Here is a 12,384-nt window from a genome sequence, read left to right as displayed (position 1 = left end):
TGAATAAGAAATGGAAAAATTATAACCGAACTTATAGCCATCAAAAAGCAACTGTATAGCAATTACAGGACTAAAAATTATATTTGTATAACCGAATCAGGATTTATTTAATAATCTGTATAGTTATTTTAGGACGAGTCAAGGACGAGTCATCCTTCATACTAAAGCGTAGGTAAAGCCTACCTAAAGCGTAGGATAAGCCTACTCAGGAACTTATAAAAAGCAGGATAAAAACAGCTTTATTACCCATTCGCCGTGTTTCTGTCAATACTACTGGGCTTAAAAGAAAAACGGCACATGCAGACGCTTGCACCAGTGAAGTTTTACGACATGTGATGCCAATGTTTTAGCCGTAACAGCTTCTATCAAAGTAAACACTGCTGCAACATCATCCCATCACTCACTCCTCCCTCTCCCTAATGCTTATCCATCCAGTGCTTCATCATTTCCAACACATCCTTTCTCCGTTTTCCTTCACTCCGCAAATGCCGTATGGAAGTAGCACCAGCCGACTTTGACAGTTTTCTAAAACCGCTTACGTCCATTACCAGCGGATGATGATAAAAGGTTACCTGCCGAAAAAAAGGTTTGTCCAGCACTTGCGCTAAGTATTGCTGGGCAAGCGTACAATCCCACAAATCCTGCCCCCGCACAATGGCATCTATACCAAAGTACTCATCGTCTATCAGGGAAGCAAGCTGGTAAGCCGGATGTCCATCTTTTTTTCGCACTATAAACGACTGCATAGCAGCAGGCAAATGCGTTGTAATGGCTTCTCCAGCGAGCGTTCTCACAGTTAATAGCAGTGTATCATTGGTGATGAGCCGCCAGCTTGTGTCAGGTGTATCTAAGGGCAGGTGCTTTTCGCGGCAGGTACAGGTATAGCCTGCATTCTGCTGCCATTGCGTTCTAGAGCAGGCGCAGGCATATACTAATCCTGCTGCGCTCAACTGCTGCAAAGCAGCTTCGTATAAATGTAAACGGTGCACTTGCGACCAGGCGCTTTCGTACTCAGCATAATTTCCTGGTCCTTCCTCCCATTCAATTTCCAAGAAGCGGAGTGTATCAAAAATGTCTTCTACATATTGTTGTCGCGTGCGCGCGCTGTCTAAATCATCAATGCGCAGCAACAGCTTCGCACCTGCCTTTTTAGCCAGATCGGTGGTAATCAAAAACGATAATGCATTGCCAATGTGCAGGTAGCCACTTGGTGTAGGTGCTATTCGTGTCTTATAAAAAGAAGCTGCATTCATATAAGCTCCCCCAATGTACTTAACATACGTGTGACTTACTTTGAAAATATCCCCGACTCCCGGGGGAGTTAGCGCTGCGCACTTTTAAGTAAAAGATACAGGCATATCTCTGCCTGTATCTTTTACTTAAGTTCCCTTTTATGGTTTAAGTAATTATTGATTTAATCACTGTCTTCCAGGAAGAATATGGCTTCTACCGGCTTGCCAAATTCCCGGGCAATCTTTAACGCCAATAAAGTAGAAGGTACATATTTATTGGCTTCCATGGCATTGATGGTTTGTCGGCTAACCGATATTTTAGTAGCGAGTTCTTCCTGTGTGATGCCTTTAATAGCACGTTCAACTTTGATATTGTTTTTCATTGGGTATAGCTAAGTTATTCCTGTAAAGAATGTAATGAAAACGTATAATAAAGATGATGAGCACTGTAAACATGTTGTACAGCATTACATTGAGAAAGGCAGAGCCATAAATAAACAAAAATGCAAACAGTAATAGTCCATAATTCACCCATACCGCCCATAACAGAGACGACAACCTGAGTTCTGCAATAAATTCATCTTCTGCTTTTTCTTTTGAAAAGCCTACCATCAATGCACCTGCAATAAACAACACACCAACTACGGTGTTGGTAATATTCGCATCAATGAAAGTAAAAGACTTACTGCCATTGATGCTTTCGTCCATAAAGAGGGCAAATACTTTTGCATGCAGCCATTCTGAATTAAAATCGTTTATGGCTAATACGATTCCTGATACGGTGGCAGGTATCAGCAGATACTATCCGATTTGTTTGTACCTGTTCGGTAGTAAAAGTCTTTTGGTCATAGAGTTGTTTTTTATAACACAAATGTAAAGTAAACTTTACTTAAAGTAAATTTTTCTTTACAAATTGTAAAGGATATTTAACAATTGTACAGCTTTTAAAGCTGTTGGTGCAGCTAATCATAAGAAATCCTGTTTCACGATGTAGCACCACACCTAACTGTGAAGACTGAAATACTGATTGCTACAAAGCGCATGAAATGAAATAGCACTTAGTCGTGCAGTATACAATTACATAAAGAAGTAGCATGCAGGTAGCACTTTCCGTAGTTGTGGTATTTTCACCAACGCTGTTGGGAAGAAATGTTAAGACAGCGTACTTATCGGAACAACGTCATTGCGAACGAAGTGAAGCAATCTGTGGATGCTAGCATAATCAAAATATGCCATTAATAGTACTTTTAAGCTACTCACAGATTGCTTCACTTCGTTCGCAATGACGCTTTTAACTTTTCTTCCCAACACCTGTGGTGCTTTTTCACCAGCAACTTTTTACTGTTACTTTGTTTCAACCTCGCTCTTCATAGCTGAAAGCCATGTGTTAGTAACAGGCATTAACAGAGGCAAAACAATCACCTTCCTACAGTAATTTTGCTTTATTATTTTGCTTGCTTCACACCATTGCAAATGCTTCTGTAAAACTTCTAATAAAGTAAAATATCTACACCTATGAACTGGAAAAATATCATTACCCAACAACTCAATATTGAGTACCCCATTATTCAGGCACCTATGTTTGGAACGGCTACACCCGAAATGGTTACAGCAGCAACAAGCATCGGTTGCCTTGGCGCCTTGCCATTAGGAGACCTGCCTGCGGAAAAATGTATTGAAATCATCCGTGCTACCAGGCAATTATCCAATCGCCCGTTTGCAGTGAATATCTTCGCGAACGAAATTCCTGTAATCACAGAAGACATCAGAACAAAGTACACACAAACCAAACAATTTATTGAAGATTTGGCGCGGCAACATCATCTGATAGTTACTCTTCCCACAATCGACGAGTTGCCATTGAACGGTTATCAGGAACAAGTAGATGCTATTGTTGCGGAAGAGTGCAAAGTCGTAAGCTTTACTTTTGGCAATCTGGATGAGCAATCCATTCAAAAATTAAAAAGTAATGGAACCATTTTGATTGGAACCTGCACTTCTGTAAAAGAAGCGACCATCTTAGAGCAGTCGGGCATTGACATACTATGTGTTCAAGGCTTTGAAGCAGGCGGGCACCGCGGAAGCTTTGCCACTGCTGATGACAACAGTCCCATGATCGGCGGTCTGGCTTTATTAGCTCAGGTACACGAGGCAGTTAGCATTCCCATCATCTATGCAGGGGGTATTTATAATGCAAAAACATTACTGGCAGCTAACACATTGGGCGCACAAGGATTTCAAATTGGAAGCTTATTATTAGGTTCGGCAGAAAGCGCATTGAAGGCATTTGAAAAAGAAAAACTCAGACATGTCAAAGAAGAGGAAATTGTTTTGACAAAAAGTTTTTCAGGACGCTACGCCAGAGGCATTAAAAACGCCTTCATAGAAGCCGTAGATCACACGGATTATATTTTGCCTTTTCCTTTTCAAAGCAAATTAACAGTTGAACTACGTAAAGCCGCAAAAGCTAATAATAACATTGATTTTGTAAGTATTTGGATGGGGCAATCCATTCACCCGTTTAGCGGGCTTTCAACTGCCGAAATATTAAAAGCATTGATTGCTGCCACTGAAAAAGAGTATAACAGGTAGCAAACTATTTACAGCATTAAAGCCTTACATCAATTGCTCAACTTTGCAGCACATCAAATAACATAATGAAGTACGTAAATTACTACACATGGCTTGGATATTATTAATTATTGCAGGATTGTTTGAAACCGGATTTGCCACCTGTTTGGGAAAAGCAAACCAAAGTACAGGCACTACCGCCACCTGGTGGTTGATTGGTTTTTTTATTTGCCTCACCACGAGTATGATTTTACTGTATAAGGCAACGCAAACCTTGCCTATTGGTACCGCTTATGCCGTGTGGACAGGCATCGGCGCAGTAGGTACCGTATTGGTGGGCATTATCGTTTTTAAAGAACCCACCGACCTTTGGAGAATTGTTTTTTTAATAGGATTGATTGGCTGTATCATTGGGCTGAAAGCAGTTTCACATTAATGAGAAAAGTAAATAATGAGTTGGGAGATATTATCTCAGCACGTTCAAAAGGTATTTCAAATAAGTTCCTGTGAGGACTTAGCAATATACTTTGTATTAAAATTTTATATCAGCAAAAACCACTTATACAGATGCCAACCATTCTATTCGTAATTTGTTTTACATTTGAATGCTTATAAAACGGAATTGCTGCCACCTTACTGAGCCGGAGATTTGAAGCCGAAGCATTTTATTTGACCTTGAAATAACACTGCACCGTATACAGACATCATTCGTTTCAATGATAAACACATCCGAGTTATGGATAAGAATGAATTCGAAAATCCGAAAGAAACTTCGCGTATTGAAGCTTTCAGCGATGGGGTTTTTGCCATTGCTATTACCTTGTTGATACTGGAAATTCATGTGCCGGCTGCAACTGACAAAGAAACCCTGCTCAGTAGTTTATTGCACGAATGGACCAGTTTCCTTGCACTGCTGATCGGGTTTTTCACCCTATTGGTTTGCTGGATCAATCACCACTATATGTTTACGATGATTCACAAATCGAACAGCGTGTTGCTATTACTCAATGGCTTTAAACTGCTGGTGGTAACCATCACACCTTTTGCAACAGCATTGCTGGCAAAAAACATTCAAACAAACTGGGAAGCGGCGGCAGTAAGTGCTTATGGCTTCAACTTTGCACTGATGGGGTGTGCCATGACGGGCATCTGGCTGTATGCAAAAAGACAGGGATTTATAAAAACTGATTCGGAACGTAAACTACAAGCAGCCACCCGGTTGTATATTTTTGCAAGCTTGTTTTCTACATTTATCTGGATAATGTCTTATATCAGCCTGATAGGCTGCCTGGTACTGTTTTGCCTGATGTTTGCCATATTTGTTTTTCCTGAAAGAATGGTTTCGCTGCAGTTGAACAGAGCCGTCAAACATCAAAAAATGCCTTTACCAGTGTATGATGCACTGCAGCAAAATAGTTGAGATAAAAATTTCAACGCACTACTTCATCTTATTTAAAAACCAACAATGCCATCGCTAACGGTTGAAGATTTAAAAAAAATAATTGCTTTAAGTGACCTGCCCGACGAACATCTGCAATGGATATTAGATCGTTCGGAATACACCGAGTATGAGGATGGAACGCAGATAAAGAAAACAGGTGATGAGGCAGATGTAATGATCATCACCCTTGAAGGCAAGATTAGTTTTTACCATGATTATCATGGGCGTTTAGTGTATTATTTTTATTATACCAACGACGAAACAACAGGCGGTGTAGGCGGCTTGTTTCCTTATTCAAGAATGAAAGTATATCCGGGCTGTTCGTTTGCAGTAGGACAAGTGCGCTGCCTCAAATTGCATAAAAAATATTTTCCTGAGCTGGAACTACTCAATCCCGAATTTATTCAGCGGCTGATTGGTTATATGACAGAGCGGGCTAAAGTGGTGGCTACCATGCAAAGCCAGCAGGAAAAAGTGAATGCACTTGGACAACTGGCGGCAGGCATTGCACACGAATTGAATAATCCGGCAGCAGCCATCAACCGGATTGCAGATGAATTGGATAAACGATTGACCCGCACTTACGAACTCACCAAAAAATTGCTCTATTGCAATATAACGCCCGAACATATTCAGCATATTCATACATTGGTAGCAGAAAAAGAAAAAACTGCTGCTCAAAAAGCCAAACTCACCACGCTCCGGCGCATGGAATATGAAGATGAATTAGCAGAGTGGCTGGAAGAGAAGGGTGTTACCGAAAGAGAGATAGCAGAAACGTTTTCAGAAACGCGGTTTTCAACGGAAGAGCTTGAAAGTATCCGCGACGACCTGGGATCGGAAGCATTTATTCTGGTACTTCCCTGGCTGGAGAATTTATTGAGCACTCATAAAATTATTAAAGACCTCAACGATGCTTCCACCCGCATTTCCCATCTCGTAGGCTCCATTAAAAGCCATGTGCAAATGGACAGGGGCAGCGATTTGCAACCCACCAATATTCACGAGGATATTGATAACACACTCACACTGCTTGGGTTTAAACTGCGTGCGAAGAATATTGAAATAAGGAAAAAGTATTGCACTGATTTGCCCGTTGTTCCGGCATATGTGGGCGAGCTTAATCAGGTTTGGACAAATTTGATTGACAATGCCATTGGTGCCCTTGACCGGGACGGCGTACTTACCATCGAAACATCCTGCGATCCTAAAAATGTAACAGTTAGTATTATGGATAATGGTGCCGGCATTCCGGCAGACATTCTCTCCCGCATTTTTGATCCGTTTTTTACCACCAAAAAAGTAGGGGAAGGAACAGGTATAGGACTGGATATTGTAAAGCGGGTAGTAAAGCGCCATAAAGGTGAAATAAAGGTCACCTCCGTGCCGGGCAGAACGGAGTTTTTGGTTTCGCTGCCAATTATTCAACAAGAAGCAAAATAAGTATGTTATCAAAATTAAGTTTGATTTATTTCAACTTTAATAAGAGGAGAAATACACAGGCGCTAATAAAGTTATTACCAGCCAACCCATTCACTCTAAAAGCTAAAATCCATCTTAGACTATGTGGCACCTAGGCACGGACGGATGCGCGGAGCGATCATGCCGTCCTTGAACCCACGAAGTGGCTCATTGAGTCCATTGAAAATATTTACTATCCGAAATAATTAAGCGAAGCGTTCTCATGAATACAATTGAAAAAACATCAATACATTCATACTTTTTTGTTACTTTTTTCTTTCAATGCCTGTCCCGACAAGTCGGCGAGAAAAAAGGAAGAGTGAAAACTATTATAAGCAATCATACATACAACACCTTAGGTGATTACATCCGATAAAATGAAATTAAACGTATGTAACACCGTACTTAATTTAAATAATTTACAAGCTATACACTATGAAGCTCCCTTACATTATAATTGTTGATGATGATATACAGGTATTGCGGGCAATACAGCGCGATATAAGAAATGAATACCGCGGCGATTACAAAGTAGCTGCCACCGAATCGGCTAATGAGGTGATGGAACTGGTAAAGGAATTAAAACTAAAAAATGAAGTGGTAGCATTATTTATTGCCGACCAGCGGATGCCCGAAATGGAAGGTGTTACCTTGCTTGAAAAAGCAGCAGAAATCTATCCGGATGCCAAAAAAGTATTGCTCACCGCCTACTCCGATATTGATGCAGCCATTAAAGCCATCAACACCGTAAAACTCGATTATTACTTGCTAAAGCCGTGGCATCCGCCGGAGGAAAAGTTATTTCCGGTGGTGAATGATTTGCTCGACGAATGGCATGCGCTCTACAAGCCCGATTCTGAAGCAATCCGCATCATAGGGTTTCAATGGTCGCCCAAATCGCATCGCCTTAAGGAATTTCTTTCAGGCAACCTTGTTCCGTACATCTGGCTGGATATTGAAAACGATACCGAAGCAGAAAAGTATTTAATCAGTGCCAATGTTTCCAGGTCCGTTTTACCATTGGTAATATTGAAAGATGGTTCTGTTTTAGCAGACCCTTCCCTATCTGATTTGGCTGCCGGTGTGGGGCTGCATCAAAAGGCAGAGAAAGAAATGTACGATGTGCTCATCATTGGTGCAGGACCTGCGGGACTTGCAGCTTCGGTATATGGTTCGTGCGAAGGACTGAAAACGGTTTTAGTAGAAAGAAGTAATCCCGGTGGGCAGGCAAGCAGCAGTGCACGCATTGAAAATTATCTTGGTTTTCCTACCGGCCTTTCAGGAGCAGAACTATCACGGCGGGCAATCACGCAAACGCTCCGGTTTGGCACAGAAATGCTTACTCCACAGGAAGTAAAAAGCATTACGCTGAAGGATGGCTATAAGATTACGACCCTCATGGATGGCTCAGAAATATACAGTAAAACCGTTGTGATAGCAACGGGTGTTTCGTATAAAAAACTGGAGATTCCGGGACTTGAAAAATTTACAGGTGCAGGTGTTTATTATGGGGCAGCGGCGGTAGAAGCACATGCCTGCCGCAATGAGGACATCTATATTGTGGGTGGCGGCAATTCGGCTTGCCAGGCAGCATTATATATGAGCAAATTTGCGAAGGCAGTAAACATTATTATCCGGCGTGATAGCTTATCACTTGTAGCGGCAAATTATCTGGTAGAGAACATCAGTCGCACGCCCAACATACATATCATTACCAATACGGATGTAGTTGCCTGCAGTGGCTCCTCTGTTTTAGAAAACATTACGCTGCGAAATGCAAAAACAGGTGAAGAAGAAACAGTGCCTGCCAAAGCATTGTTTGTTTATATTGGCACAAAACCCGGTACCGAGTGGCTGGATGATCTCGTATTGAAAAATGAAAACGGGTTTATCCTTTCCGGGACTGATGTAACGAAAGACAAATCCTTTCACACATTCTGGAAATTAAACAGAGAACCTTTTATGCCCGAAACCAGTGTGCCCGGCATTTTTGCCTCGGGTGATGTGCGGTTTGGTGCATTAACGGGCATTTCTTCTGCTGTGGGCGAAGGTGCTATGGCTATCCGTTTTGTGCGTAAATACCTGCAGGAAATGTAGGTGATTTTCGAAAATATTTTTCGCATTTAATAGCTTCCTTCAGGCTAACTGTTATTGATGTTCTTCAGTTATGTTGAAGAACACCAGGAGCGATAAATATTTTTGAGCAAGATGTTGGATATATTAGCGGATTAATCATCGTACAGAAAAACAAAAAGAACAATAAATACTATTTTACAAATGACAGATAACAATCAGTTCAAAAATGGCTATTCGGAGGTTAATGGACTTCGCATGTATTATGAGGTGTACGGTGAGGGGAAACCGCTTGTTTTAATACATGGCGGCGGCTCTACTATTCAAACATCCTTTGGCAATATCATTCCCCTGCTTTCAAAAAACAGACAAATTATTGCAGTGGAACTGCAGGCACATGGACGCACCGGCGACCGTGATACTTTTTTGACATTTGAACAGGATGCGGATGATGTGGTGCAATTATTGAAAAATATTCAGATTGGCAAGGCAGACTTTTTAGGATTCAGCAACGGCGGGCAAACCACTATAGAGATAGCTATAAGGCACCCCCACATAGTAAACAAGATTATTATTGCTTCTGCTTTTTACAACCGCAATGCGGCAGTGCCCCTCTTTTGGGAAGGATTCAACCACGTAACATTGAGTGCTATACCCCAAGCTTTGAAGGAAGGTTTCCTGGCAGTAAACAACAATGTGGCTGCCTTACAAAATATGTTTGATAAAGATGTGCAACGCATGAAAACATTTAAGGGCTGGAGCGACGAACAAATACAGTCTATACAAGCGCCGGCTTTAATTCTTAACGGCGATAACGATGTTGTCAGTCCTGAACATGCCGTTCAGATGCACCGCCTGATTCCAAATTCAGTATTGGTTATTTTGCCGGGTGGGCATGGAGAATATCTTGGAGAAACAGGCGCCTTGCAGGATGGTAAATGGACGCAAACCTATGCAGTTGATATCATCGAAGCGTTTTTGAATAAGTAAAAAGGTGTAAAAACAACGAATATAAGCAGTTGCGTATGCAACAAGATGTAATTTTTACTGAAAATAATCCGATGTACTTTTCAAAAATTTTGTTGCCCTTCTACTATTGCAGAAAGAGCGTTGTAAAGGTGTCTGACACTTGAGAAGCATCTGGCGCCTTCCGCCGACTTTACAGCCGATAACTGTCTGTTGGTGAAGAACACCAATAGCGGCGAAAAATAATAACCTGATACTTTCCTGAATTTTGAACAACGTTTACAGCGATTAAAAAACAAATAATCAGCAATTACTTTTTTTTCCTTCGAGTGGCAGGGTAAACCAAAAAGTAGAGCCTTTGCCCAATTCACTTTCAACACCTGTATCTCCATGGTGCAGCTTTATTATTTGCGAAGAAATATAAAGCCCTAAGCCAAGCCCGGGATAGTTCTGAGATGTTTTTTCTATGCGAAAATAACGATCATATACAAAGGGCAGGTTTTCTTTGGCAATACCAATTCCAAGATCGGCCACTGCTATTTTTACTTCGTTTTTATTGTGCTGAACAGAGATCATAATTTTATCAGACAACGGCGAATATTTAACCGCATTGGAGATAAGATTAGATAATACCTGTTCAATTTTTAAACGGTCTGCACACAGCTTTACGTTCGTATCACCTTCTATCATCAACGTATGCCCGGCGGAAAGCAAACCGTTTTGTTCTTTCAGATCCTCTACCACTTCCGAAAGCAAAAATTCGCTCTTATCAATTTGTATTCTGCCAGATTCTATCCTGCTTACATCCAGCAGGTTTCTGGTAATAGTAACTAATTTATTTGCTTGCTTAGTTGCCTTCTCTACAAGCGGTTTTACGGGCTTCAGCGCTTCCTTTTCATCTGCAAACCGCTCCACCATTTGCAGGAATGCTTTCATACTGGTGATAGGTGTTTGCAACTCGTGGCTGGCAATACTTAAGAACTCATCTTTCATGTTCAGCATTTTCTCCTTTTCCAGTGCATAATGCTGCAGGTTTTCTTTCATCCGCACAATGGCATTGCCCAGTACATCCTCATCGCTGCGCGGCTGCACGGCTACATCAAAGTTGCCCTTTCCAATAGCATCTGCCGCTTCAGCCAGCCGTTTATTATTTTCATCAATGTTTACAATAGAATGGGCAAGACTGCCAATAACATCATTAGGTATTTCTCTGAAAGAAACGCCCGAAGCACCCTTTGCTATTTGCAATGCTGCCAGTTGCAATTCTTTTAGCATGGAGTTAATTACATTGAGCGTATAAACAACAATGGCTATCACAACAGTTACCGATAAAAAAAGAAACACAAGCATCAGGTTCTTCTTTGCTTGTTCACCCCGGTAAATCTCAGCAATGCGCTTACTGGCAGTTACGCCTAATTGTTGCTGCAGCGTTCTCAGTTCATCCGTGCCTTTGTCTGATACATCCCACCATTGCTGCGCGGTATAAGTACTATCGAAAGCAGTATGTTTAAAAACCGTATCTAAGTAATTAATGGTAGCTTTTAATGCCGATGTATTCCGGAGGGTCTGATATTGTTTAATTGCCTGGGGAGAAGCTTTTAAAAGAAACTCAGTTTCATAGCTTTTCATTACATCGTAAGAGCCTCTTAAACCATACAAGGTGCCTAACGCATTCTGGTGCGTGTACAGTACGTTATATACATTGGACCTGATGATAACCAAATAGGTAAGCATGGCGGAAAGCAGTTTTTGCCCTGAAAGGTCCTGGTAAACAGGTTGCAGATTGCTACTGGTAGATGCAGGTATAACATTTAACGTATTTAGCCGGAAGATGATCGTCATAAAATTATACATCACCACATCGGCGTTTATTGTACCGGTATCAATATTAGCCCTGATACCGGGCAGGTTGGTAAGAAAAGTGTATCTGGAAAAAGCAGAGAGCCCGGAATCGTTACTTCTTTCCAGTTGCCGGATGGCCGAATCGGTAGCAGGACGTTGCTGCAAAACGGCGTCGTGCCCGCTTTTCTTCATGGCATAGTCAAAACTCAATCTGCGCTCCTCCTGCAACTCATTGATGAGCGAATTGATGTTTTCACTCTCTTTTGTCTTTTCAATATAACTATCAAAGAGGCTTAGTTTTACCACCTCTTCGTAATACACCTGTATAGACAGATAAATAAGAAAAATTAGCGGTACAACACTAATTAAAACAAGTTTGCCCGCAAGAGGCAGTTTACGGAAGAAACTGTTCATTTACAAAGTATTGAGGTATTTGCCAGGAAGCAAATGTAACAACAGGAGAAGTTAATTCGTTGTATAGAGGATAAGTTTAAGGATGATATAAGGCTTTGTACTTTCAGGTTAAAGCTATGTTCTCTAATATTCTCCGAGATATAGCAAAGTGCAGGAGTAAAAGGCAAATGCACCTCTCTGATATACTTCTGCTTAATCACTACGGCTATTGCCCACCAGCAAAATTGTGTTGGGGGAAGAACACCAACGGCAACAAAAGAGTGTTAATATCATAATCATAAAGCAGCACACCAAAGATAGATTAGGTCATTCTGAGTATCCATTTTTATCTTCCACTCCAAATTATGCTCACCTGAAAAAGAACATATCATCTTTAAGCCTTTA

General features: G+C 41.2%; 10 protein-coding genes. 6 read left to right on the top strand and 4 right to left on the bottom strand.

Going from position 1 to position 12,384, the window contains the following annotated elements; translation table 11 throughout:
- Nucleotides 1-416: 416 nt before the first annotated feature.
- From FC093_RS03290 to FC093_RS03280, 3 genes are all read right to left on the bottom strand, one after another.
- A complete protein-coding gene (locus FC093_RS03290) occupies nucleotides 417-1,253 on the bottom strand; it encodes a glutamate--tRNA ligase family protein (protein WP_137260289.1) in 837 nt (278 codons plus the stop codon).
- A 161-nt stretch (nucleotides 1,254-1,414) separates the two neighbouring features.
- Entirely contained in the window at nucleotides 1,415-1,615 is a 201-nt protein-coding gene (locus FC093_RS03285; RefSeq protein ID WP_137260288.1) for a helix-turn-helix transcriptional regulator, read from the bottom strand.
- Entirely contained in the window at nucleotides 1,593-1,940 is a 348-nt protein-coding gene (locus tag FC093_RS03280) for a hypothetical protein (RefSeq protein ID WP_206106493.1), read from the bottom strand. The genes FC093_RS03285 and FC093_RS03280 overlap by 23 nt, the downstream gene beginning before the upstream one ends.
- Before the next feature lie 807 nt (nucleotides 1,941-2,747).
- Here FC093_RS03280 and FC093_RS03275 point away from each other — a divergent pair.
- The 6 genes from FC093_RS03275 to FC093_RS03250 all read left to right on the top strand — a co-directional run bounded on the left by FC093_RS03275 (nucleotide 2,748) and on the right by FC093_RS03250 (nucleotide 9,768).
- On the top strand, nucleotides 2,748-3,824 hold the full coding sequence (locus FC093_RS03275; RefSeq protein ID WP_170970978.1) for an NAD(P)H-dependent flavin oxidoreductase: 1,077 nt from the start codon (nucleotides 2,748-2,750) through the stop codon (nucleotides 3,822-3,824).
- Nucleotides 3,825-3,912: 88 nt separating this feature from the next.
- Nucleotides 3,913-4,239, top strand: coding sequence for a DMT family transporter (locus tag FC093_RS03270; protein WP_137260285.1), 327 nt, complete (start codon nucleotides 3,913-3,915; stop codon nucleotides 4,237-4,239).
- A 300-nt stretch (nucleotides 4,240-4,539) separates the two neighbouring features.
- The gene (locus tag FC093_RS03265; protein WP_137260284.1) at nucleotides 4,540-5,223 is read left to right on the top strand and encodes a TMEM175 family protein; all 684 of its coding nucleotides are present in this window, start codon (nucleotides 4,540-4,542) and stop codon (nucleotides 5,221-5,223) included.
- Nucleotides 5,224-5,268: 45 nt separating this feature from the next.
- On the top strand, nucleotides 5,269-6,687 hold the full coding sequence (locus FC093_RS03260) for an ATP-binding protein (RefSeq protein WP_137260283.1): 1,419 nt from the start codon (nucleotides 5,269-5,271) through the stop codon (nucleotides 6,685-6,687).
- 453 nt (nucleotides 6,688-7,140) lie between these two features.
- Nucleotides 7,141-8,802 (top strand): FAD-dependent oxidoreductase, encoded by a 1,662-nt coding sequence (locus FC093_RS03255; RefSeq protein WP_137260282.1) that lies wholly within the window; start codon nucleotides 7,141-7,143, stop codon nucleotides 8,800-8,802.
- A 180-nt stretch (nucleotides 8,803-8,982) separates the two neighbouring features.
- Entirely contained in the window at nucleotides 8,983-9,768 is a 786-nt protein-coding gene (locus FC093_RS03250) for an alpha/beta fold hydrolase (RefSeq protein WP_137260281.1), read from the top strand.
- 279 nt (nucleotides 9,769-10,047) lie between these two features.
- On the opposite strand, the gene FC093_RS03245 is transcribed toward FC093_RS03250, so the two are convergent.
- Nucleotides 10,048-12,000 (bottom strand): ATP-binding protein, encoded by a 1,953-nt coding sequence (locus tag FC093_RS03245; protein ID WP_137260280.1) that lies wholly within the window; start codon nucleotides 11,998-12,000, stop codon nucleotides 10,048-10,050.
- Nucleotides 12,001-12,384: the final 384 nt, after the last annotated feature.

Origin of the sequence: Ilyomonas limi, from assembly GCF_005233845.1 — a bacterium.
Classification (GTDB): Bacteria; Bacteroidota; Bacteroidia; order Chitinophagales; family Chitinophagaceae; genus Ilyomonas; species Ilyomonas limi.
Note: the sequence above shows the minus strand (reverse complement) of the source record. Positions and strands in the feature narration are given on the sequence as shown.

What these genes read in the sequence shown, in the direction of transcription:
- FC093_RS03265 (WP_137260284.1), top strand. Translation starts at nt 4,540, where the DNA reads ATGGATAAGAATGAATTCGAAAATCCGAAAGAAACTTCGCGTATTGAA.
- FC093_RS03290 (WP_137260289.1), bottom strand. Translation starts at nt 1,253, where the DNA reads ATGAATGCAGCTTCTTTTTATAAGACACGAATAGCACCTACACCAAGT.
- FC093_RS03275 (WP_170970978.1), top strand. Translation starts at nt 2,748, where the DNA reads ATGAACTGGAAAAATATCATTACCCAACAACTCAATATTGAGTACCCC.
- FC093_RS03280 (WP_206106493.1), bottom strand. Translation starts at nt 1,940, where the DNA reads ATGGACGAAAGCATCAATGGCAGTAAGTCTTTTACTTTCATTGATGCG.
- FC093_RS03260 (WP_137260283.1), top strand. Translation starts at nt 5,269, where the DNA reads ATGCCATCGCTAACGGTTGAAGATTTAAAAAAAATAATTGCTTTAAGT.
- FC093_RS03285 (WP_137260288.1), bottom strand. Translation starts at nt 1,615, where the DNA reads ATGAAAAACAATATCAAAGTTGAACGTGCTATTAAAGGCATCACACAG.
- FC093_RS03270 (WP_137260285.1), top strand. Translation starts at nt 3,913, where the DNA reads ATGGCTTGGATATTATTAATTATTGCAGGATTGTTTGAAACCGGATTT.
- FC093_RS03250 (WP_137260281.1), top strand. Translation starts at nt 8,983, where the DNA reads ATGACAGATAACAATCAGTTCAAAAATGGCTATTCGGAGGTTAATGGA.
- FC093_RS03255 (WP_137260282.1), top strand. Translation starts at nt 7,141, where the DNA reads ATGAAGCTCCCTTACATTATAATTGTTGATGATGATATACAGGTATTG.
- FC093_RS03245 (WP_137260280.1), bottom strand. Translation starts at nt 12,000, where the DNA reads ATGAACAGTTTCTTCCGTAAACTGCCTCTTGCGGGCAAACTTGTTTTA.